General features: G+C 65.0%; 24 protein-coding genes. 14 read left to right on the top strand and 10 right to left on the bottom strand.

Annotation, left to right across the window (positions count from 1 at the left end; translation table 11 throughout):
• Positions 1–46 precede the first annotated feature (46 nt).
• From H3Z74_RS16960 to H3Z74_RS16995, 8 genes are all read left to right on the top strand, one after another.
• Entirely contained in the window at positions 47–403 is a 357-nt protein-coding gene (locus H3Z74_RS16960) for a VOC family protein (RefSeq protein ID WP_187760754.1), read from the top strand.
• Positions 404–450: 47 nt separating this feature from the next.
• Positions 451–744 (top strand): toxin-antitoxin system YwqK family antitoxin, encoded by a 294-nt coding sequence (locus tag H3Z74_RS16965; RefSeq protein WP_187760755.1) that lies wholly within the window; start codon positions 451–453, stop codon positions 742–744.
• Positions 745–990: 246 nt separating this feature from the next.
• Positions 991–1,914, top strand: a complete 924-nt coding sequence (locus tag H3Z74_RS16970; RefSeq protein ID WP_229726638.1) for a helix-turn-helix domain-containing protein — start codon at positions 991–993, stop codon at positions 1,912–1,914.
• Positions 1,915–2,483: 569 nt separating this feature from the next.
• Entirely contained in the window at positions 2,484–3,128 is a 645-nt protein-coding gene (gene paoA / locus H3Z74_RS16975; RefSeq protein ID WP_187760757.1) for an aldehyde dehydrogenase iron-sulfur subunit PaoA, read from the top strand.
• A complete protein-coding gene (locus tag H3Z74_RS16980; RefSeq protein WP_187760758.1) occupies positions 3,125–4,078 on the top strand; it encodes an FAD binding domain-containing protein in 954 nt (317 codons plus the stop codon). Before paoA ends, H3Z74_RS16980 begins: the two co-directional genes overlap by 4 nt.
• A gap of 3 nt (positions 4,079–4,081) precedes the next feature.
• Positions 4,082–6,289: an aldehyde oxidoreductase molybdenum-binding subunit PaoC gene (gene paoC / locus H3Z74_RS16985; protein WP_187760759.1), complete on the top strand. Its 2,208-nt coding sequence runs from the start codon at positions 4,082–4,084 to the stop codon at positions 6,287–6,289.
• Positions 6,290–6,551: 262 nt separating this feature from the next.
• Positions 6,552–7,820, top strand: a complete 1,269-nt coding sequence (locus tag H3Z74_RS16990; protein ID WP_187760760.1) for an esterase-like activity of phytase family protein — start codon at positions 6,552–6,554, stop codon at positions 7,818–7,820.
• 13 nt (positions 7,821–7,833) lie between these two features.
• Positions 7,834–8,208, top strand: a complete 375-nt coding sequence (locus tag H3Z74_RS16995) for a hypothetical protein (protein WP_187760761.1) — start codon at positions 7,834–7,836, stop codon at positions 8,206–8,208.
• 66 nt (positions 8,209–8,274) lie between these two features.
• Here the strand turns inward: H3Z74_RS16995 and H3Z74_RS17000 are convergent, their stop codons facing one another.
• The 3 genes from H3Z74_RS17000 to H3Z74_RS17010 all read right to left on the bottom strand — a co-directional run bounded on the left by H3Z74_RS17000 (position 8,275) and on the right by H3Z74_RS17010 (position 10,874).
• Positions 8,275–8,550: a hypothetical protein gene (locus tag H3Z74_RS17000; RefSeq protein WP_187760762.1), complete on the bottom strand. Its 276-nt coding sequence runs from the start codon at positions 8,548–8,550 to the stop codon at positions 8,275–8,277.
• A gap of 71 nt (positions 8,551–8,621) precedes the next feature.
• Entirely contained in the window at positions 8,622–9,917 is a 1,296-nt protein-coding gene (locus H3Z74_RS17005) for an Hsp70 family protein (protein WP_187760763.1), read from the bottom strand.
• Between the two features lie 297 nt (positions 9,918–10,214).
• On the bottom strand, positions 10,215–10,874 hold the full coding sequence (locus H3Z74_RS17010; RefSeq protein ID WP_187760764.1) for an NAD-dependent epimerase/dehydratase family protein: 660 nt from the start codon (positions 10,872–10,874) through the stop codon (positions 10,215–10,217).
• A 104-nt stretch (positions 10,875–10,978) separates the two neighbouring features.
• Here H3Z74_RS17010 and H3Z74_RS17015 point away from each other — a divergent pair, with 104 nt between their 5' ends.
• Both H3Z74_RS17015 and H3Z74_RS17020 read left to right on the top strand, forming a co-directional pair.
• Positions 10,979–11,356 (top strand): DUF427 domain-containing protein, encoded by a 378-nt coding sequence (locus H3Z74_RS17015; RefSeq protein WP_187760765.1) that lies wholly within the window; start codon positions 10,979–10,981, stop codon positions 11,354–11,356.
• Positions 11,357–11,521: 165 nt separating this feature from the next.
• Positions 11,522–12,160 carry a glutathione S-transferase gene (locus tag H3Z74_RS17020; RefSeq protein WP_187760766.1) on the top strand — a complete coding sequence of 213 codons (639 nt, stop codon included), beginning with the start codon at positions 11,522–11,524 and terminating at the stop codon, positions 12,158–12,160.
• 167 nt (positions 12,161–12,327) lie between these two features.
• Here the strand turns inward: H3Z74_RS17020 and H3Z74_RS17025 are convergent, their stop codons facing one another.
• From H3Z74_RS17025 to H3Z74_RS17040, 4 genes are all read right to left on the bottom strand, one after another.
• Positions 12,328–12,534: a hypothetical protein gene (locus tag H3Z74_RS17025; RefSeq protein ID WP_187760767.1), complete on the bottom strand. Its 207-nt coding sequence runs from the start codon at positions 12,532–12,534 to the stop codon at positions 12,328–12,330.
• Positions 12,527–13,771: a radical SAM/SPASM domain-containing protein gene (locus H3Z74_RS17030; RefSeq protein WP_187760768.1), complete on the bottom strand. Its 1,245-nt coding sequence runs from the start codon at positions 13,769–13,771 to the stop codon at positions 12,527–12,529. Before H3Z74_RS17030 ends, H3Z74_RS17025 begins: the two co-directional genes overlap by 8 nt.
• A complete protein-coding gene (locus tag H3Z74_RS17035) occupies positions 13,768–13,998 on the bottom strand; it encodes a hypothetical protein (protein WP_187760769.1) in 231 nt (76 codons plus the stop codon). Before H3Z74_RS17035 ends, H3Z74_RS17030 begins: the two co-directional genes overlap by 4 nt.
• Positions 13,999–14,104: 106 nt before the next feature.
• On the bottom strand, positions 14,105–14,647 hold the full coding sequence (locus H3Z74_RS17040; RefSeq protein WP_229726639.1) for a carboxymuconolactone decarboxylase family protein: 543 nt from the start codon (positions 14,645–14,647) through the stop codon (positions 14,105–14,107).
• 39 nt (positions 14,648–14,686) lie between these two features.
• Between H3Z74_RS17040 and H3Z74_RS17045 the strand changes: the two genes are divergently transcribed.
• Entirely contained in the window at positions 14,687–15,022 is a 336-nt protein-coding gene (locus tag H3Z74_RS17045; protein WP_229726640.1) for a winged helix-turn-helix transcriptional regulator, read from the top strand.
• Complete coding sequence (locus H3Z74_RS17050) at positions 15,019–15,642, top strand: LbetaH domain-containing protein (RefSeq protein WP_187760770.1); 624 nt, start codon at positions 15,019–15,021, stop codon at positions 15,640–15,642. The genes H3Z74_RS17045 and H3Z74_RS17050 overlap by 4 nt, the downstream gene beginning before the upstream one ends.
• A gap of 12 nt (positions 15,643–15,654) precedes the next feature.
• Here the strand turns inward: H3Z74_RS17050 and H3Z74_RS17055 are convergent, their stop codons facing one another.
• The gene (locus tag H3Z74_RS17055) at positions 15,655–16,509 is read right to left on the bottom strand and encodes an AraC family transcriptional regulator (protein WP_187760771.1); all 855 of its coding nucleotides are present in this window, start codon (positions 16,507–16,509) and stop codon (positions 15,655–15,657) included.
• A 164-nt stretch (positions 16,510–16,673) separates the two neighbouring features.
• On the opposite strand from H3Z74_RS17055, the gene H3Z74_RS17060 reads away from it, so the two are divergent.
• Together H3Z74_RS17060 and H3Z74_RS17065 are read left to right on the top strand one after the other, a co-directional pair.
• On the top strand, positions 16,674–18,881 hold the full coding sequence (locus H3Z74_RS17060; protein ID WP_229726641.1) for a TonB-dependent receptor: 2,208 nt from the start codon (positions 16,674–16,676) through the stop codon (positions 18,879–18,881).
• A 10-nt stretch (positions 18,882–18,891) separates the two neighbouring features.
• Positions 18,892–19,737, top strand: coding sequence for a class I SAM-dependent methyltransferase (locus H3Z74_RS17065; protein ID WP_187760772.1), 846 nt, complete (start codon positions 18,892–18,894; stop codon positions 19,735–19,737).
• Positions 19,738–19,800: 63 nt separating this feature from the next.
• On the opposite strand, the gene tuf is transcribed toward H3Z74_RS17065, so the two are convergent.
• Positions 19,801–20,988, bottom strand: coding sequence for an elongation factor Tu (gene tuf / locus H3Z74_RS17070; protein WP_187760773.1), 1,188 nt, complete (start codon positions 20,986–20,988; stop codon positions 19,801–19,803).
• 624 nt (positions 20,989–21,612) lie between these two features.
• The gene (locus tag H3Z74_RS17075) at positions 21,613–22,608 is read right to left on the bottom strand and encodes a hypothetical protein (RefSeq protein ID WP_187760774.1); all 996 of its coding nucleotides are present in this window, start codon (positions 22,606–22,608) and stop codon (positions 21,613–21,615) included.
• Positions 22,609–22,620 lie beyond the last annotated feature (12 nt).

Consider the following 22,620-nt stretch of genomic DNA (forward strand, 5'->3'; position numbering starts at 1 on the left):
CCGGTCCGGCACGCCATACAGACAGGTCGGCCAAAGGAGACAGCGAATGAGCGAAATGCACCGGGTGACCGCGATCCTGCCGAGCAACAATCTCGATGCGAGCGAAGCGTTCTACCGCAAGCTCGGCTTCGAGGTGGAGAATGACTATGGCGATTATCGCATCCTGGCCGACGGCAAGGGCTGGCATCTGCATTTGAACAAGGTCGCCGGATGGCCGGCGCATATCGAGCATAATCCCTTCGGCCTCTATCTCTATGTCGACGATGTCGATGCGGTCGCCGACTGCGTGCGCGACCTGATCATCGAAAAGGGCACGCCGCATCTCAAGCCCTGGGGCACCTATGAATTCGCCGTCAGCGACCCGAGCGGCACTTTGGTGCGGATCGGGCGCGCGGTCGGTTAGGTCGAACCCCGGTTGCGCCGGCACCGGATTGACAGCACCCTGACGCCATGGCCGAACTCCAGATCGCCGAAATACCCTATGAGGATGGCGGCATCCGCTATCGTTATGCGCGACGACTGTCGGAGGACGGCACGCGCTGGATCCGGGACGGCCGGTTCACCGCCTATCACCCGAACGGCGCCATCGCCTCCGAGGGAACCTATAGCGACGGCATCGAACAGGGTCTGTGGCGCGACTATCACGACAATGGCCGTATCGCCGCCGAGGGACAATATGATCGCGGCCAGGAATCCGGCGTCTGGCGCTATTGGGACAGCGACGGCCGGGACGTGAACGGATAGCCGGTTGCCGACGATTATCGGCCGCTTTGCTCGACATGTAATCTGCCAATCTTCAGCTGCTCCCCGGCGAAGGCCGGGGCCCAGTAGAGAGACCGTGGTAAACGGGCGCCTCGCGCCGCCGCCAACGCCTTCAACTGGGCCCCGGCCTTCGCCGGGGAACAAGAAAGTACGTCCCTGAAGCAAGTCTCCGCCAATTTTGCTGTTGACCCTCCACTTGGTGGAGACCGTAATCGAGTCGCCATGGGAGTGAAATTGTACACGATCGGCGAATTGGCGAGCCTGACGGGTCAGTCGGTCAGGCGCATCCGTTTCTATTCCGACAAGGGCCTGCTGCCGCCGAACATCCGGTCGGCCAGCAATTACCGGCTCTATGCGGATGCCGATGTCGCGCGGCTCGATCTCATTCGGGCGCTGCGCGACGCCGGGGTCGGCCTCGCGGCAATCGAGAAGTTGCTGCGCAGCCGGCTGTCGCTCCGGGACGTGCTGCGGACCCGGCTCGACATTCTCGAAACCGAGATCCTGGCCAAGCGCAGGACCGCCGCCGTCCTTCGTGCCACGCTTCGCGTCCCAGACCCTGCCGCTAATGATTTAAGGAGGCTTTGGACCATGAGCAGATTGAGTAACGCGCAGATGCGCACCCTTGTCGAAACCTTTGTCGACCGGATCGCCGAGGGCGCGCCGATCGACGATGACTGGCGCGAGCGGATGATGGAGACGAGCGTCCCCGACCTGCCCGACGACCCGACCGAAGAGCAGATCGCAGCCTGGGAGGAGATCGCCACCCTGCTGGAGGACGAAGGCTTCGCGCAGGAATTGCGCGCCGAGACCAGCGCCTTCTGGACCGATGCGCTCGACCCGGCCGCATATCAGGATGCGTCGCTGAAAACCTATGAGGTGGTGACCCGGGCGGTCGACCAGGACCTTGCCCCGGACAGCGCGGAAGGCCGGGCGATCGCGCAAGAGTGGCTGCGGACCTCCGCCCGGGCGATGGGCCGCACGCCCGACCGCGCCTTTATCGACTGGCATATCGCCCAATATGACAAGCTTTCGGGCCGCATGGGGCGCTATCGCGAGTTGCTGGCGCAATTGCGTGGAGAGACGGTCACCAAGGCGGAAAGCCGGGCGTGGAGCTGGCTCAACGATGCGATGAAGGCGGCTGTGCCGGCCTGAGAGTAGAAGGAAATCCCTCTCCTCGTTCGGGCTGAGCGTGTCGAAGCCCCGTCCTTCCTTGAAGAAGAACGGCCCTTCGACGGGCTCAGGGCGAACGGGGAGAGGGTCAAGGCTCACAGGGCCTCCGCCCGATTCTAACTCTCCCCCAACCGTGCCACCACGCGGCCATGGCGCACCCGTCCAATTCCCTATCCGCTCCCGCCGCCCGATTGAATCGGGCTTATGCTGCTATGCCCCCCCGTTCATGCTGTTCCGCACGCTGTTCCATGCTGTTCTTCAATAACAGCATGGCGCCCCATCAAGACATTGAACAGACGCGAGATTTTCTCTCCGAAAATCCAACTTAACAGCATCGGAAAAATAAATGTCGATGATCAGCATGGAACAGCAGCGCCGTCACTGACTCGGGACACATTCCTCGTCCCGTCCGCCACGCTAAAAAATGTCGTACATTTCCCCTCGGGATCGTTCACATCCGACCCGCGTTGGAGCATGATGCTCACCTGCATCGGGCGCTCATCCATATGGTTCGGAACGGCGCCCGTCAGGACGAAAGGCCGATATCGCTCATGTCCGATCCCCAAGCTCTCGCAATGACCCGGCGCGGTATCCTCACCACTGGTGTGGCCGGTGTCGCGGTCGCCTCCACCCCCGCTGCTGCGCTGACCGAGACCGCACCCTCGCCCGCCGCGCCGCCGCCGACCATGAAGGTCACGCTCAAGGTCAACGGCAAGGCCGGCGCGCTCGATCTCGACACACGCACCACTTTGCTCGACGCATTGCGTGAGCATTGGAAGCTCACCGGCACCAAGAAGGGCTGCGACCATGGCCAGTGCGGTGCGTGTACGGTGATTGTCGAGGGGCGGCGGATCAACTCCTGCCTGACGCTCGCGGTGATGCATGACGGCGATGAGATCACCACGATCGAGGGGCTGGGCAGCCCCGGCGACCTGCACCCGATGCAGGCCGCATTCGTCCAGCATGACGGCTTTCAGTGCGGCTATTGCACGCCGGGCCAGATCTGCTCGGCGGTGTCGGTGCTGAAGGAAATCCGCGACGGCATTCCCAGCCATGTCAGCGGCGATATCGTCGCCGCGCCGCAAATGACCGCGCACGAGATGCGCGAGCGGATGAGCGGCAATATCTGCCGCTGCGGCGCCTATTCGAACATCATCGAAGCGATGCTCGACGTGGCGAAAGGAGTGAAAGCATGAAAGCCTTCACCTATGAACGCGCCTCGACCCCGGCCGAGGCCGCGGCAATGGTCGTACGCAATCCCGGTTCGCGCTTCATTGCCGGCGGCACCAATCTGCTCGACCTGATGAAGCTGCAGATCGAAACCCCGCAGCATCTGGTCGATGTCAATCACCTGAAGCTCGACACAATCGAGGCGACGCCGGAGGGCGGGCTGTGGATCGGAGCACTGGTGCGCAACACCGATCTTGCCGCCGACAAGCGCGTACGCAAGGATTATGGCGTGCTGTCGCGCGCCTTGCTTGCCGGGGCGTCGGGCCAGTTGCGCAACAAGGCGACCACCGCCGGCAATCTGCTCCAGCGCACTCGCTGTCCCTATTTCTACGACACGACCAAGCCGTGCAACAAACGCCAGCCCGGTGCCGGCTGCGCCGCGATCGGCGGGTTCAACCGCATCCATGCGGTGCTCGGCGCCAGTGACCAGTGCATCGCCACGCATCCGAGCGATATGGCGGTGGCGATGCGGCTGCTTGATGCGAAGGTCGAGACGGTCGACGCCAGCGGCACCGCCCGCTCGATCCCGATCGCCGATTTCCACCGCTTGCCCGGCGCCACGCCCGAGGTCGAAACCGCGCTCGTTCCGGGCGAGTTGATTACCGGCGTCACCCTGCCCGCGCCGATCGGCGGCGTGCATTCCTATCACAAGGTCCGCGACCGCGCGTCCTATGCCTTCGCGCTGATCTCGGTCGCGGCGGTGATCGAGCCCGGCGGGCGTGGTGGGCGGCTCGCCTTTGGCGGCCTGGCGCACAAGCCGTGGCGGGTCGAGGCGGCCGAGACGAACATCCCGAGCGGCGCGAAAGCGACCGCCGCCGGGGTGTTGGCCGGCGCGCGCACCACGCCGCAGAACGCCTTCAAGCTGCCGCTGGTCGAGCGCACGCTCGCCGCTGTGTTCGCCGAAGCGAAGGGCTGAGCCATGAAATTCGACACCCCCGCCACGACCAACCCGATCGACCAGTTGAAGGTCATCGGCCGCCCGCACGACCGCATCGACGGCCCGCTCAAGACCAGCGGCCGCGCGCCCTATGCCTATGAGCGTCACGACGTCATTCCCAATCAGGCGTACGGCTTCATCGTCGGCGCGGCGATCGCGACCGGACGCATCACTCGTATCGACACCGCCGCGGCGCTTGCCGCACCCGGCGTGCTCGCGGTGGTCACGCATGAGAATGCCGGCAAGCTCGGCAAGGCCGAGGCGATCACCGCGCATCTGCTCGGAGGGCCACTGGTCGAGCATTATGACCAGGCGATCGCTGTGGTCGTCGCCGAAAGCTTCGAACAGGCCCGCGCGGCGGCGAAGCTGGTGCGGGTCGATTATGCCCGCGGCAACGGCGCCTATGATCTCGCCGAGGCGAAGGCATCGGCGATCAAGCCCAAGGACGGCTGGGGCGGCCCATCCGATACGGCGGTCGGCGATTTTCCCGGCGCGTTCGGCAAGGCGGCGGTCAAGCTCGACGCGACCTATACCACGCCCGACCAGTGCCATAGCTCGATGGAACCGCATGCCAGCATCGCCGCGTGGGACGGCAACAAGCTGACCTTGTGGACTTCCAACCAGATGATCGCCTGGGCAGTACGCGACCTGAGCGAGACATTGCTGATCCCGAAAGAGGATATCCATGTCATGTCGCCCTTCATTGGCGGCGGCTTCGGCTCGAAATTGTGGATCAGGAGCGACGCTGTGCTCGCCGCGCTTGGCGCGCGTGCGGCCGGGCGGCCGGTGAAGCTCGCGCTCGCCCGGCCGCAGATGTTCAATAACACCACCCACCGGCCCGCGACGATCCAGCGCATCCGCATTGGCGCGACCCGCAAGGGGAAGATCACCGCGATCGGGCATGAAAGCTGGTCGGGCGACCTGCCCGGGGGCGGGCCGGAGACGGCCGTCAACCAGACGCGACTGCTCTATGCCGGCGCCAATCGCATGACCGCGACCCGGCTCGCGGTGCTCGACTTGCCCGAAGGCAATGCGATGCGCGCACCGGGCGAAGCGCCGGGGCTGATGGCGCTCGAGATCGCGATGGACGAGATGGCGGAGAAGTTGAGGCTCGACCCGGTCGAGTTCCGCATCCTCAACGATACGCAGGTCGATCCGGAAAATCCCGGCACGCCTTTCTCGCACCGCGACCTGATCGGCTGCCTGCGCACCGGCGCGGAACGCTTTGGCTGGGACAAGCGCAACCCGAAACCGGCTCAGGTCAGCGATGGCCGCTGGCTGGTCGGCATGGGCATGGCGGCTGCGTTTCGCGGTAACCTGACCACCACATCGGGCGCGCGCGTCGGCATCGACAGGAAGGGCGTGGTCACCGTCGCGACCGACATGACCGATATCGGCACCGGCAGCTACACGATCATCGCCCAGACCGCCGCCGAGATGATGGGCGTGCCGATCGACAAGGTGGTGGTGCTGCTCGGCGATTCGAGCTTCCCGGTCTCGGCCGGATCGGGCGGGCAATGGGGCGCCAACAGTTCGACCGCCGGCGTCTATGCCGCGTGCCACGCGCTGCGCACCGCGATTGCTCGCAAGCTCGGCATGGATCCCGACACCGCCATCTTCGCCGACGGCAAGATCAAGTCGGGCAAGCGCAGCGTCTCGCTCGCCGAAGCAGCAGGCGATGCCGGCCTGTCGGCGGAGGATTCGATCGAGTTCGGTGACCTCGCCAAGACCTATGCCCAAGCGACGTTCGGCGCGCATTTCGCCGAGGTCGGGGTCGACCGCGCGACTGGCGAGATCCGCATCCGACGGATGAGCGGTGCGTTCGCGGCCGGGCGCATCCTCAACCCCAAATCGGCACGCAGCCAGGTGATCGGCGCGATGACCATGGGCGCGGGTGCGGCGCTGATGGAGGAAGCCGTGGTCGATCCTCGCTTCGGCTATTTCGTCAATCATGACCTCGCCGGATACGAAGTGCCGGTTCATGCCGACATCCCGCACCAGGACGTGTTCTTCATGGACGAGGTCGACGACAAATCCTCGCCGATGAAGGCCAAGGGCGTCGGCGAACTCGGCATTTGCGGCGTCGCCGCGGCGATCGCCAATGCGACCTACAACGCCTGCGGCGTCCGGGTGCGCGACTATCCGGTCACGCTCGACAAGGTGATCGGGAAATTGCCGCCTTATGTGTGAGGCCGGTGCGCCATAATCGCAAACCGTCACCCGGACTTGTTCCGGGGTCCACCGTGCCACGCGAGCAGCATTGTCCTGGGCACTGTGGACCCCGGAACAAGTCCGGGGTGACGGATGCGGCGAACGGATCGATTCAAGGTGTCGGCGATCCATGACATCCAGGGTCACATCGAATTGGGGGAATTCCCCACCCCGTTCGTGCTGAGCTTGTCGAAGCACCGCTCTTCTGCTCGCACGGCAGAAAATTGCTAAGGGGTCTGTGATGACCAACACCCGCGCCCGCGTCACCCCGCTCGCTTACACCGATGCGGAAATCGCCACGCTTGATCTCCCCGGCGGCCCGCTGAGCATCACGCGCGGCATCGGCTCGGGCCTCGCGCGTCGTGCCGGCGATGCGCCCGGCATTTTCTGGGCGATCGGCGACCGCGGCCCCAATCTCAAGATCGGTCCGGCGGTCAAGCTCTATGGCCTCACTGTCGTCGCATGCCATACCGATGCCGAGGGCGCCAAGGTCATGCCGCGTCCCGACATCGGCCCGGCTCTGTCGGAGCTGCGGATCGACGGCGACACCATCACATTGCTCCGTACGCTTCCCCTGCGCGGTCGCAGCGGCGCGACATTGTCCGGGCTGCCCACCCCCGGCGGCGCGAACAGCGTCAGCGAACCGGCGATCGCGCTCGACGGCACCATCCTCGCGCCCGACCCGTCCGGCGCCGATACCGAGGGCGTGGCCGCCGCGCCGGACGGCGGCTTCTGGGTCGCCGACGAGTACGGCCCGTCGCTGTTCCGTGTCGCAGCCGATGGCGCGGTCCTCGCCCGCTGGGTGCCGAGCGGCACGGAAGATCTGTTCGCCGGCGCCGACTATCCGGTGGTCGGCGCGCTCCCCGCCATCGCCGCGCGCCGCCAGATCAACCGCGGCGTCGAGGCGCTGGCGCTGTCGGACGACGGTGCCTGGCTCTATCTTGCGTTCCAGAGCCCGCTCGCTCACCCTGATGCCGAAGCGCACCGCATGGCGAGGCATGTCCGCATCTGGAAGATGGACACGGCAACCGGTACGGTCGTCGCACAATATCTCTACCCGTTCGATCCGCCCGAAACCTTCCGCCGCGATTGCGCGCTGGGTGCGGTGGATTGGTCCGATCTCAAGGTCAGCGAACTGGTTCTGCTTGCCCCTGACCGCCTGCTGATCCTCGAACGCGGTTCCGCGACCACCAAACTCTATGCCGTCCAGCTTGATCCGGCGCATGAGACCAGCCCGGAGCTGCTTGACGACGCAACACGCCCGACGCTCGAACAGCTCAGTGCCGATGGTCTGATCGGCGATCTGGCTCTGACGAAGACGCTGATCCTCGACACCGACGACCTGCCGGAGATCGATGCGGACCTCGAAGGGCTGATCGTCCTCTCGCCAAATACGCTGCTGCTGGTCAACGACAACGACTTCGGCACGGAAGGGGTGCAGACCAGATTCTGGCGGGTGAAATTGGCAGCGGATTTGCCGTTTGGCCAAGTCGAGCGCGAGCGATTCTGAACGGGGGCGGATGATGCGACCGAAGACAATAGCGGCTTTCGAGATCATTCAGATCGCACTGCTTGTGCTGGGCTATATCCTGTCGCCCACCGATGACGTGATCTTGAAAACGGTCGGTTTTGTCTTCGTCATGGCCCTTGTGCTGTTCATCGCGCGCAAGAGGAGCAACATCGCGCGCTGGTTGTTCTTTGCCATGGTCGCACTGGGATTGCTCATTCAGGCATGGCTCTGGATCGCTCAGCCGGTCGAATTGCCACCCCTTACGGCCTGGTACATCGCACGGATCATCTTCGGTCTGATGGTGTCACTGGTCTCGGTGGGGCTGCTCTTCACCCCATCCGCCTCCGCTTGGCTGCGACGCGGAAGCCAGGTCACCACATCCGGCTAGCATCGCGCTGTACCACCAGCCCAATCCCGCATGATCCCCGGAAAAGGCCTCAAACCGCCATCCGATTCAAAGGCAATTGCCGGTCGAACATACCGCCAGAAGACCAATGAACCAGAAGGCCGGGATCGATGCCAGGGTATAGGCGGCGATGACCGCGACTTTGATCGTCGCCGACCATCGCGACATGATCAACGCGGCAATTCCTATGGCCCAGGCCGCCAGCAATATGCCGGTGGAAAGATAATGTGATCCCGTCGACAGGAAACCCGTATAGCCCGCGGCAAATACAAGGCCCGCAGGCCCGAGCAGCATGACGATGATGATTGTGATCGACCGGGTCATGGCGACATGATGAAGGCGCTCAGTCGCCCTGGCAATGGTCGCCGTCTCCCATCACGTCCATCGCTTGCCGCTCAAACCGACCACGCCGCCAGATCATCCTCCTGCCCGATCAGCGCCAGGCCATGCGCGATCGAGGTGAGTTCGCCGCCCGACGCGATCGCGTCCTCGCCGAAGCGCTGTGCGAAGATCGCCCGGACACGCGGCGTCAGCGATGTACCACCGGTCAGGAACACGCGGTCGACCTGCGCCGCCGTCACCCCCGCGACCGCCAGTGCGCGATCCACCGTCTGGTCGATCCGCGCGATATCCTCGGCGATCCAGGTCTCGAACTCGGCGCGCGTCACATCGGCCTCGATCGTCAGTCCGGCGCCGGCGAAGTGGAAATGCGCGTGCTCGCCGCTCGACAGCGCGCGCTTCAGCCGGCCGACCGCGTCGTAGAGCGGATAGCCCAGTTCCTGCTCGATCACTGCGATCATCCGGCCGATGGCATCGGGGTCGGTCGCATTGCGGCGCAACTGCTCCAGCTCGGCCATGGTCTTGCGGTTGCGCATCAGCGCCAGTCTCGACCAGTCGGCGAAATCGGCGAAATAGCCGCGCGGGATTTCGAGCAGCTTGTCGAACGAGCGATAGCTGCTGCCCTTGCCGAGCATCGGCAGCACCAGCCGGTCGATGATGCGGTAATCGAAGCGGTCGCCGGCGATGCCGATACCGGCATGGCCGAGCGGTTCGCAGCGCCGCGCGGCGCCCGGCGCGGCAATGCGCACGACCGAAAAGTCGCTGGTGCCGCCGCCGAAATCGGCGACCAGCACCGTCGCCGGCTCGGTCAGCCGCGACGCGAAGCTGTACGCCGCGCCGACCGGCTCATAGACATAATGGATCTCCGCTCCGATCCCGGCGAACATCGCGTCATAGCGCGTGCGGGCAAGCGCCGCGTCGGGCCGGCTGCCGGCATATTCAACCGGCCGGCCGACCACCACGCGCGCCGGCGCGGCGCTCAGCCGCCCGCCGCTGCGTGCACGCATCTTGTCGAGGAACAACCGCCCGAGATCCTCGAAGCGCAAACGCCGCTCGAAGATCGAGGCGGTTTCGAAACTGGCACTCGCCGCGACCGATTTGAACGACTGCACGAAGCGGCTGTCCTGCGGATATTCGAGATATTCGGCGATCGCCCAGGGCCCGGCTTCCGACGCGATCCCGCCGCGCACCGCTTCGTCGTGCCAGAAGCACAAGGCGGAACGAAACACCGCGTCCCGGCCATCGGGCGCGTCGAAGTCGATCAGTTCAGGCGACGCACCATCACGCCCAAGCGCGGCGACGCTGTTGGTCGTGCCGAAATCGAGCCCGAGCACGGGGCCTTGGGTCTGCATGACACGTCTCTCTGGATTTTTTGCGCGAGTCTCGAGCCCGGCGGGCCGGTGCCTTTGCGCCGGGCCGGCGCGAAGGGCAAGCGGGGAATGGTGTTTGAGGACTATTGCGCAATTAAATGCCGGCCGTCACCCCGGATTTGTTCATCCGCATACTTCCCAAATCGCTTCCCCGGCGAAGGCCGGGGCCCAGCAGCGAACCAAACTGTAATTGCCGTTGCGCTTCATGATTTCCGCCTTCTCGACTGGGCCCCGGCCTTCGCCGGGGAAGCGACAAAGCGGATTTGGCCTTGTCGCTCCCTAACTCGCCGCCCGGTTGATATCTGCATTGTCCAGCACCGGCTTGTCGAAACCGCGCTTTGCCACCGCGATCATCGCGCGTCCGACAGTCTCGGTGGTCGTCATCGCGCCCGGCCATTGCCGCCGGATCGGCCCCGCGATCCAGCCGGTGACGGCATAGGCCGCCCGGTACCAGCCGGTCTTCGACACGATGCCGTGCAGCGGCTGGATGAAGCCCGGCCGGAACATGAAATTCGCCTTGAACGGCAGCCGCGCCAAGGCTGCTTCAGTCCGGCCCTTGACCCGCGCCCACATCATCCGGCTCTGCTCGCTCGTCCCGGCGCCAGTGACATAAACGAAGGTCGAGCCGGGATTTAGCGCCGCGATGCGCTCGGCGACGACCAAGGTCAGGTCGTGGGTGATGCGAGTATAATCCGCCTCGCTCATCCCCACGGCCGACACACCAAGACAGAAGAAGCAGGCATCGCATTGCAGCAGGCCCTCGCGCACCGTGCCGATCGCGAACATGTCCTCGACCACCAGTTCGCGCAGCTTGCCGTGGGACACGCCAGTGATCGCGCGGCCGACCGTCATCACCTCGGTGACGCCGTCATCGCGCAAGCATTCGCGTAGCACGCCCTGCCCAACCATGCCGGTCGCGCCAAAGATCAGAACTTTCATGCGCGGAAGACTAGCAGCGCGACGCCCGGTGCGGAAGCGGCAGGCCGGTCATGGTAGCAGCGCGTCCCGCTTCCTATCTCCGACATCAATCAAGGAGATCACCCATGTCCGACAAACCCATCAGGATTCCCGGCCCCGACCATCCCATCACCATCACCGCAGATTCGTCGCGCGTCCAGGTGATCGTCGCCGGCAAGACCATTGCCGACAGCCGCAATGCGCTCATCCTGCAAGAGGCGTCCTACCCGCCGGTCCATTATATCCCGCGCGGCGATCTCGACCTGGCGCTGGTCGAACGCACCGCTCACTCGAGCTATTGCCCGTACAAGGGCGAAGCGTCCTATTTCAGCATCCCGGCGGGTGGCGAGCGGTCGGTCAATGCGATCTGGACCTATGAGGCCCCTTATGATGCGGTCGCGCAGATCAAGGATCACGTCGCCTTCTACCCCGACCGGGTCGACCAGATCGTCATCGAACCCTGACCCATGCCACCGCGCCGTCGGCCGCTTCAAGCAATCGGGCATCGGCCGCGAACATGGCGTGTTCGGGCTTGAAGCCTGTATCGAACCCAAGGCGGTGATGGACTGAGATGAGTCGGGGTGCGACGACCATCGCCCCGCGGCTGCCATTCGCGTATCGAGGAACCGATGGACCACCCGATCCTCTACAGCTTCCGCCGCTGCCCCTATGCGATGCGTGCGCGCATGGCACTGCTGGTCAGTGGCATGAGGTTCGAACTGCACGAAGTGAGTCTGCGCGACAAGCCGGCGGCGATGCTCGCTGCGTCGCCCAAGGGCACGGTGCCGGTGCTGGTGTTGCCGGACAAACGGGTGATCGACCAGAGCCTCGACATCATGCGCCACGCCCTGGCGCAGAATGACCCGGAACACTGGCTGGCCGGCGACGACGCGGCGCTGATTGCCGCCAATGACGGCCGGTTCAAACATCATCTCGACCGCTATAAATATCCCGACCGCCATCATGGCGACCCGATCGAACATCGCACCGCAGGGTTGGCGCTACTTGCCGATCTCGACGCGCGGCTCGTCGTCACCACCAATCTCTGCGGCGAGCGCCGTACATTGACCGACATCGCGCTGATGCCGTTCGTGCGCCAGTTCGCCGCGGTCGACCGCAACTGGTTCGACGCACAGCCCGTACCGGGGGTGATGCGCTGGCTCGACGCACACATCGCGTCACCGCTGTTCGTGAGCGCGATGGCGCAAACAAGAGATTCCGCGCAAGCCTGTCCAGCGGACTCGGTCAAACTCCGCCAAAGCAAGTGACGACGAATTTCCATCCAGGCCGAACGACTGCCGCAACCCATCGCCCCGCTGCACCGCCTCCTGTTTGGCAATGCGATGCATGACATCGACCGGCGCGGCCGGAAGCCGGGTGATGCCGCATTTCCGCCGTGGTAGACATGCCGGCTGCCCGATCGTCTTCGCCGCCGTCAGGCGCCGCCCGCCCTCGCCTCGTCGATCGCCGCGCGCAATGCTTCGGTCACGTCGCGAATTTCAGCGACATTTGCCGCATGAGCCGCTTCCAGCGCCGCGAGGTCCTCACCGCAAAAATCGCATAGCTCGTTTTCGATCCGGACGAAGCGCCGGCAACCACGGCACAGGCGCAGCGGAACCGGAATCCGTCCCGGCTCAGACATGGGCGAGCGTCCCGCCCCCGATCGCCGCATCGACTGCGGCCCCAGTCGCCGTCTCGACGATAATCTCGAACTCGCCATGGTCGAAGGATCGCCCTTCGGCGTCCTTCACCTTGACCAGCCGTTCGCGCAGGCCCCTCGCTTCGAAATCGAGCGCGCGGTGGTGGCACATCGGATTGTTGCCGGCCCGCCCCATCAGCGCATGCGCTGTCCAGGTGCAGCCCGCAAGGCAGGTCTCGGCATAATAGCAGGTGCGGCAATAGCCCCACAGATCCTCGACCGTACGGCGCCGGTTGAATGCCATCGGTTCGGCATTCTCCCAGATGTCGCGCAGCCGCCGGTCGCGGATATTGCCGCCCGCATAGGGGCTGGGCAGGCCGGGGCAGGACTTGATCGTGCCATCCGCCTCGATCCCCATCACCGTGTCGCCGGCGTTGCAGCCATGGAAATGGATCTCCTCGTTCATCACGTTGCGAAGCGCGGATTCGTGCGGGCCGAAATAGCCGATATTGCTCGCGGGCTGCAGGAACAGGCCGCGCTCGCGCCCCTCGACGGCAAGTTCGGCAAGCAGCGGCAGCACGTCGAGCATCTGCCATGGCTGGAGCAGCATGTCGGGGTGATCGGCGGCATTGCCCATCGCCGTGGTGATGGCGAGTTGCCAGTTGTGGCAGCCGGCCTCGATGATGATGTCCATCAGCTCGCGCAGCTCGGGCAAGGTGCGGGCGTTGATCTGCGTGTTGACGCCGACCTCCAGCCCATGCGCGCGGACATTGCGCATCGCGTCCAGCGCCATTTCGAACGATCCGATCACGCCGCGCAGCCGGTCGTGCGTCGCGCCGATGCCGTCGATCGAGATGCCGACCGCATTGAGGCCCGCCGCCGCCGCCTGCGCCACGCGCGCGTCACTCAGATTGCGTCCGCCGGTCTGCAGGTCGCATTCCATGCCCGCCGCGCGGATCGCCGCGATGATCTGCAGCCAGTCCTTGCGGAGATAGGCCTCGCCACCGATCAGCCCGACGCTGCGCGCGCCGAGCTCGGCGATCTGGTCGACCAGATCGAGCGCCTCGGCAGTGGTCAGCTCGTCGCGCCGCCGCCGCCCGGCGCGCGAGCCGCAATGCTGGCACGCCAGGTCGCAGGCAAGCGTGATCTCCCAGACCACGCTCACCGGGACACGCTTCAGGATGTCGTCCAGACCGGAATAGCGAACGGGCAGCGACAGATCGGCCCGTTCGGTGATCACCCCTTGGCCTTGCGCAACGCGCCTTCGGCCGCCTTGATGATGCCGTCCAGGTCGCCATATTCGGCCTTCAGGTCCTTCACCCCGGCAACAAGTGCCTTGAGCTCCGTCGCATCGGCACGTTGCAATATGTCGAAGACCACAGGCCGATAATAGACCCGACCCGGGTCAAGCAGATCACGCAGTCGTGCCAGTGTGAGCGCTTCACGCTGAAGCTTAGGGATTGCCATTGCTTCCTCCCGATTATCGCGACGTCGAGTCGCCACGGTATTTTACTGTGATTCTGCTGGCGACGTACTGGAAACGGGACCGTTTCGGAGGTTTCTGGACTCTTCATCAACTACAGATCGACGGCATGCCGTTCTCAAGGTCAAGCTTGAGAGCGTTGGTCAATATGCAGACCTGACGATACTTCCCGATGAGCATCAGGAGTTCCAGTATTGCCATCTCATCGAAATGGCCGGCAAGGTCCGACCAAAGCTCTTCGTCGATATCGCAGCGTGATTGCAGCGCATCGCAGAGCCGGATGATGACGCCATCCTGCGCTATCCATTGATGGTCCTGCGCGCCGGTGGCGGCGGTCGCACTCACTTCCGCTGCGGTCAGTCCCGCTGCCGCGCTGAGCAGGCCGACATGGACGCCCCATTCATAGTCCGAGCCATTCAACGCGCAGACCCGGAGGATGGCCAGCTCCCGATGCCGCAGGCTGATATGACCCGGGTCGAGCAGGCCACCTCCGACAAATCGGCTGAACAGCCGCTCATCCCGCGCCAGGACGCGAAAGAGCTGCAATTGCGGCAGCCGCTCGAACGCGCTGGCGACGGCAGGCGACCAGGGGGCACTGGCGGGAGCAATACGAACGGGCATGGCCTTCTCCAATCTGCTATGAAAGCCATAGCAGATTGGAGAATGAGCGCTATGGTTTTTGTAGCACCCCTGCCCGGGCAATCGGTCCGCGGGTCGAAAACCGGCCGGCCGGTCATGGCCGCACTGGACTTGCTGGGACGCCGGGGATGCTTGCGGGTGTTGTGGGAATTGAGGGGCGATACGCACCTGACCTTTCGCGCATTGTCGGCAGCGTCGGCGCTCCCGCCGGCCACATTGAACACGCGCCTGAAGGAACTTCGTGCCGCCGGAATCGTCGAAGCGGAGGGGGCTTACCGACTCACCGCTTCCGGCCGGGACTTGCTGACCGCATTGGAACCGCTGTTGCTATGGTCGGAGCAATGGGCGCAGGATCGGCACGCGATATGACCATCGGCCTGTTTGTGTCGCACCATGTCGAACGCTGGGTCGCCTCTCCCTTCGGCGTGGCCGACGGCGCGCCATGGACGATCATCCATGACGCGGAGGCGCTCATCCGGTCGGCCCTGTCCGGTCTCGGCCCCGACTATGGCGTCCAGGGCGACATCGCCGTTCACGCATCGGCTACGGTTGAGCCGGGCGCTGTCCTGAAAGGGCCGGCGATCATCGGGCCGCGCTGTTTTGTCGCAACGGGCGCGTATCTGCGCGGCGGCGTCTACCTCGATGAAGACTGCATCGTCGGGCCCGGTGCCGAGCTCAAGACCAGCTTCATGTTCAAGGGATCGAAGATCGCGCATCTCAATTTCGTCGGGGATTCGATCCTTGGCGCGGGCGTCAATGTCGAGGCGGGTGCGATCATCGCCAATTACCGCAATGAACAGGACGACAAGCGTATCCGGATCCTTTTCCAGGGCGAGACGATCGACACCGGCGTCGACAAGTTCGGCGCGTTGCTCGGCGACGGCACGCGCATCGGCGCCAATGCGGTGATCGCGCCTGGCGCGATCCTGCCACCCAATACCCGGATCGGCCGATTGCAGCTGGTGGATCAATCCCCGTCCGCCGCATGACTGGCGTCACGTCTATCGGCCGCGTTGCCAGGCGGACGGGTTAACGCCGCACATCCGGGCAAAGGCGCTGGCGAACTTCCCGGCATTGGCATAGCCGACCGCCCCGGCCACGCTCGTGACCGACAGGCCGGTGGTGAGCAGCAGCTTGGCCCGCTCCATGCGGCGCAGCGTGAGAAAGGCATAAGGCGTCATCCCGGTGGTCGCCCGGAACGACCGGGTAAAGCCGCTCGGATCTTGCCCTGCCTCCGCTGCCATTTCCGGCACGGACAGGTCGCTATCGAGCCGGCTCTCGATCAGCTCAACCACCCGCCCGAAGCGTTCCGGCCCGAGCGGATGGACGCGGCGGTTGCCGGACGGCGGCGGCAGATCCGCCAGGCGCTGCAGCACCAGCGCGACGCCATGATCGAAAAAGGCGCTTGAGGCCCCATGCACATCGGCCTCGTGCCATAGCGCCGACAATACCGATGACAGCAACTGGTCACGCTGGAAACCGCCGGCCGCGCGCATGAGATCGGCGTCAAGCACCGCGCAGCCCTGGCATTGCGTCGCACGATCGAGATCAATCGCCAGCCCGACCATGCGCAGCGCGGCACTGCGCGTTTCGACCCGGCGATGCGGCGGCGTGACCACCACCTCACCGAACCGCCACTGGCCGTCGAGCCGAACCCCGTCAGCGTCCTGGAACAATCGCGTCGCGGGCCCCAGCGCCATGCCGATGCGCAGATAGGGGCCGGTCCGCACTTCCCCGGCAAAGGCGTCGTACCCCGCCCGCACCATCATCACCGATCCGGCCGGGTTGGCCCTGACACTGCCCGCCTGTCCGGCATGCCGTTCGATCAGGGCACGGTCGGCGCGCTGGTCTTCCATTCGTCCGTCCGCTCGTCCCACCACCGCCCGACTCCAATATTTCCTGTTTCGGAGCAGCCTGTCCCGTTGCGGAGTAGCGGCACGCTCGTGAGACATTATTACACGCGCTGAGAATAATTCGCAATAAGCTGGCAGCGACCCCTCGCGCCGGCCGGGGGATCATCGTGAACCATATCGTCACCGCGGCTTCGGCCGCCGCCATCGCACTTGGCCTTGCCGTGCCCGCTTATGCCGAAACCGCCGCTGAAGAGCCCGCCCCCACCGAAGGTGCCGCGCCGCAGGACAAGGCCGGCGACATCGTCGTCACCGCGACCAAGCGCGGCACCAGCCTGCAGGACACTGATCTGTCGGTCACCGTGCTGGATCGCAAGGCGCTCGACGCGGCGCGGATCCGCGACATTCGTCAGCTCGACGCGGCCGTGCCCAATGTCCAGTTCAATGAAAGCGGGCAGCTCGGCAGCACCTTCATCTCGATCCGCGGGATCGAATCCAACCCGTTCATCGTCAATCGCGCCGCGGTCTATATCGACGGCATCCCGTTCCGCGAATTGTCCAACGCCGTGCTCAACCAGGTCGAGTCGATCGAAGTGCTGCGCGGACCGCAGGCGACGCTGTACGGCGCGAACAGTGAATCCGGGCTGATCGTCATCAACACCCGCGCGCCGAGCACGACCGCCACCGGCGAAATGCGCGTCACCGGCACCAGCTATGGCGGCGGCCAGGGCGTGGTCGCGGACGGATTCCTCGGCGGCCCGCTGGCCGGCGACACGCTGAGCGGATCGGTCGCGTTCAAGCTTGGACGCGAGGCGAGCTTCCTGCAGAATCGCGCGCCCGGTGCGCGCGGCGGGCGGATCGGCGAGACGTTCGTGCAGGGCCGGCTGCGCTGGACGCCCGATGCACGCCTGACCGTCAACGCCACCGCCTATATCCTCGACACGCGCGCGCCGGGCGTGTTCGACCAGGAATATCTGCCGCTCGATATCGACCGCTACAATGCGAGCTATGCCGAAAAATATAATGGCGGCCGGCGGATCGAGCGCTTCACCTATCTCAACGATGCCCCCAAGCGGACCAATGAGCGCGAGATCGTGACCGGCGCGAGCGCCAGCTACCGGCTCGGCTATGGCACGATCGACGCGGCTCTATCCTATCGCCAGTTCACCAGCGACGCGCGCGGGCTCGATTTCGACTTCACCGCCCTGCCGACCGTCGCCGGGCAGGACAACAAGACCAAGGATTTCTGGAACGCCGAACTCCGCTTCTCTTCGCCCGCAGCCAAGCCGTTCAACTATATCGTCGGCGTCTCACATTATCGTCAGGACGATCGCCGGTTCCTCGCGACCTTTGTCGGGCCGGGCACGATCGATTCCTTTGTCCGGGCGCCCCTGCAGCGCGCCAGCGCGCGCGACTGGGGCGTGTTCGCATCGGCCAACTGGTCGCCCATCAGCCTTGCCGGGCTGACCTTCAGCGCCGGGCTGCGCTACGATCATGCCCAGCGCGCCGCGCGCCAGCTGGCCGGCTCGCTCGATCTCGGCGCAGGCGGCCAGTTCGTCTATCGTGACGCTACTTTGTCGGGCGGCTTCTCGGCGCTGCTGCCGCGCATCTCGGTCCGCTATGCGCCCTCGCCGCAGCTGACCTTCTACGCCAATGCCGCCAAGGGCTATATTCCCGGCGGCTTCAACCTCACTGCCGCACAGGCCAATCTCAGTGACGATGTGCTGCGTTTCGCGTCCGAGACGATGTGGAGCCGCGAGGCCGGGTTCAAATGGCGCTCGACCGACGGCAAGCTGCGCGTCGCCGGCGCGGCTTTCTATATCCGGTCGAACAACTGGCAGGAAATCCAGGTCGCGACCGATGCGCAGGGGCGGATCATCTCGTCCGACTATATCGGCTCGAATGCGTCGATCGACAGCAAGGGGTTCGAGCTGGAGGCCTCGGCCGAACCGGTTCCGCGCCTGACGCTGACCGCCAATTTCGGCTATGCCGATGCGCGCTATCGCGACCTGCAGATCGACGCGACGACCAATGCGCGCGGCCGGCGCGTGAAGCTGGTGCCGGCCTATGACGGCTATCTCGCCGCGCGCTATCAACTGGCCAGCGGCTGGTTCGCTCGCGCCGAACTGGCGCTTACCGGCACCGAAACGCTGGAGAGCCGCGGTGAGGCGGTTCAGCCCGCTACACAGACGATCGGCCTGCAGGCCGGCTATGACGGCAAGCGCTATTCCGCACGGCTGTTCGTCGAAAATCTGACCAATATCCGCCGCGGCACCGGCCTTGCCTTTCGCAACCTCGGCTTCGGCAATGACGGCAACTGGTATTCGCCGATCGGGCGATCGCGGCAGATCGGACTGGAACTCAGCGCAAGATTTTAAGGGAGCGATGATGGACAGACTGTCGACGGCCGCGCTGAGCGGCGTTCCGGAAACCTTGCTGATCCCGCTCGCGGCGCGGCTGCTCGCAAGTGAGCGCAATCCCGATCTCGGTTTTATCGATCCGGCGGCGCGGGTGGTTGGCGAACGCCTCGCCTTCGACCCTGCGCGCTTCGCCGATGATCGCGGCAGCATGCGCGGTTCGATCGTTCGTGCGTTGTGGTTCGACAGCGTGGTCCGGCGCTTTCTCGCCGCGCATCCCGATGCGCTGTGCGTATCGATCGGCTCGGGGCTCGACACGCGCACCGACCGCGTCACGCCGCCGCCGGGAGTGGACTGGTATGATATCGAGTTCCCCGATGTGGTGGCACTGCGCCAGGCGCTGATCCCGGCCCGGCCCAATGTTCATGCGATCGCCGCCGACGGCGCGAATGTCCTGGCATGGGTCGATGTCGTTCCCTGGCATCGCGAGCGGCCAATGCTGGTCCTGGCGGAAGGTGTCTGCATGTACCTCAAGCCGGAGGCCGGCGCGGCCTGGCTGCGCGCGCTCGATTATCTTGCCGGGGTGCGTGCGACGCCGCTGACGCTTGCCTTCGACTTCGCCTCGCCCTTCATGGTCCGCAACTCACGCCGCAACCCCAGTGTGAGGAAAACTCAGGCACAGTTTTCCTGGGGCCTGCGCCGGATCGACGATGCGGTCCGCATCGCGCCGGGTTTCCGTGTCGCGGAGCGCTATGACGTGGCGCGCCGGTCCGGCGTCCTGTCACGCACGGTCAGCATGGCGCACCGGCTGATCACCGGCGGCCGCCCGCTTTATGGCTGCGCGACCTTGACCCATGCCGGGCACGCGGCCGGCTAAGTCAAAAAAACCCGGCCCCGGGACATCCCGGGGCCGGGCAGTTTGCGGGCAGGGCCTGCACTTTCAGTCGATGACCTGGGTCACCACCCCCGCGCCGACGGTCTTGCCGCCTTCACGGATCGCGAAGCGCACACCCGGTTCGATCCCGACCGGCTTGTTCAGCGTGAAGCCGATTTCCGCCTGGTCGCCCGGCGACACCGAGGCGCCCCCGTCGATCTCGATCACCCCGGTGACATCCGTCACGCCGAAGAAGAATTGCGGGCGATACCCACTCGCAAACGGCGTGTGACGGCCGCCTTCCTCGCCGGTCAGGACGAAGATCTGCGCCCTGCCCATGACTCGCGCCTTGATCGCGCCAGGCGCACTGAGCACCTGGCCACGCTCGACATCGTCACGCTTCAACCCGCGGAGCAACAGCCCGACATTCATGCCGGCGCGCGCCTCCGGAACATCCTTCCGGAAACTCTGGATGCCGGTCACGATCAGCTCCGCACCGTGATTGTCGAGCCCGACAATCTCAACCGCGCTGCCGATCCTGAGCGTGCCGCGCTCGACCCGGCCGGACACCACGGTGCCGCGACCGGGAATGGTGTGCACACCCTCGATCGGCATCAGGAACGGGCTGTCATAGTCCCGCACCGGGTCCGGGATATGCGCATCCAGCGCCGCCACCAGATCGACGATCGCCTGCGCGTCGACTCCGGCAGGGTCACCGCGCTCGACCGCCTCGGCCGCACGCAGGGCACTGCCGAACACGAACGGCGAATCGCGATACCCCTGCGCGGCCAGCAACTCGCTGGTTTCGAGCTGGATCAGCGCCATCATGTCGTCGCGGTCGCCCGGATCGAGCATGTCCATCTTGTTCACGAACACGACGATGTGACCGACATTCACCTGCCGCGCGAGCAGGATATGCTCGATCGTCTGCTTCGCCGCGCCCTTGGTGGCGTCGACCAGCAGAATCGCCCCGTCCATCTGCGAGGCGCCGGTAATCATGTTCTTCACATAATCGGCGTGACCCGGGCAATCGATATGGGCGTAGTGCCGGAGCTCCGACTCATATTCCACATGACTGGTGTTGATGGTGATGCCGCGCGCCTTTTCCTCGGGCGCCTTGTCGATCTGGTCGAACGACAGGGCCTTCCCGCCCAGCCGCGCGGCCTGCACCCGGGTGATTGCCGAGGTCAGCGTGGTCTTGCCATGATCGACATGGCCGATCGTCCCGACATTCACATGCATCTTGTTGGTCATTGTCTTCACTCTCGTTGAAACGCCGTCGAACCCGGTTGGCCAGACCGGGCCCGAGCGGCCATTGGCATTGGCGCGCCAATTCGGTGGAGGGCGCGCGCGGTGCGCGGTCGCCCCAAAAGCAAAAGGCCCGCCGGGCGGATCCCCGGCGAGCCTTTGCTCGGTATGTCCGGGTGTCCGTCAGGGGACCCGGGCGGAACAAGCCCGGAAAGTCAGGTTTCGATCCGCCATGCGCCGGCGGCGCGCACCGGCATGGTGCACGCGCTCAGGGCAGCATTGATCGTCAGCAAAAGCGGCATCGCCTTGCTCCTTTTCGCAAGCAGAGCGCAAGCAAAGCATGCGCACAAGAAAAACCCCGGAAGGCGGTGGCCATCCGGGGTCTTGCAACGCAGCGGAGGCCGACGCCTCCTGAACACAAGAGACGGGTTAGATGTCGATCGAATATAGCAGCGCAACGCCGGCATTTGCCGTCGCGTCGATTGCCGCCCTGTCGAATTCTTTAACCGTCACGATGATGTTCCTCGAATAGTGTTGCGGCCGTTAGCACCGCTGGACCTTGATTACAAGCGACCCGCTGTCGCCGCGGCGGCCATCCCAGCCAGAGAGGCTCGCTCCACACCTGAGCGGCTATTCGAACTCGACGATGACGATCTCAGTCTCGGTCACCGCAGCGAAACGCCGGTCAGTCGGATGCGCTGCCAACAACGGGCTATCATGGATGATGCCGAAGCCGGAGTCGGCGGCGGGCGCCGCAACAACCCCGATATCCTGCCAAACCACAGGCGCGCTTCTGCCTGGCGCCCACCAATGCGGGTGCCCATCGTCCACATACGCTACGCCGCCGGCACAGGGGAATAATGTTGCCTGCGGATTCCAGTCGCTCGACCGGCTGATCCACGATCCGTCTCGCGCAGACCAGATGCCGGATTGCAGCGGCTCCCCGATGAGTTCGTTGCCATCTGCGCTCGCCGTGACGATCACCCGATCGGCATCGAGCCAGCACGCGGCATAAACCTCTGCCCCCGGTGCCACTGTCTCCAAAGCACCGTGATGCCGCTCTTCCCGATCCAGCAAGGTCGGATCACGCAGCACCTGCTCGACGTCGAAGGCGCAGAAGACGTTATAGGGATGCCAGACCCAGCCGGCCGACAACAGAAAGCGCCCGTCGGGGCTGAAACTCAGCCGCGAATGAAAGACGTCCTGCGCACCACCTTCTCTGCCCGTGAGCCGCTCTCCCTCGATCAGCGTCTCTATCTCGATGACGTTATAGGCATCCGGGCAATGCGCCAGCACCTCGCGGCCATCGCTCAACCGGCCAAGCGCGATCGGATAGGCATAGGCACTGGCCTGGTAATAGCTGCGATCGATCTCCCGGACGATCTGACCCTGATCGAGAATGATGCCCTTGGTCTGCCGATCGCAGAACAGGACGGAAAACCGCCCGGACGGCGAAACGAGCGCACGGTCGAAGTCATAGGCATAGTGTCTGCTGGTCGGAATTTCGGTGCCATCGGCCAGCCACCGCACCCCGCCGCCGACCCAATCCACCAGCGCGTCGTCCTGCCACGCAAGCGATTGCGGTGGATGCGAGAATGGGATGCGGGTGATGCGGGATCCGGACATCATTCCGATCTA

Source organism: Sphingomonas alpina (assembly GCF_014490665.1).
GTDB lineage: Bacteria > Pseudomonadota > Alphaproteobacteria > Sphingomonadales > Sphingomonadaceae > Sphingomonas > Sphingomonas alpina.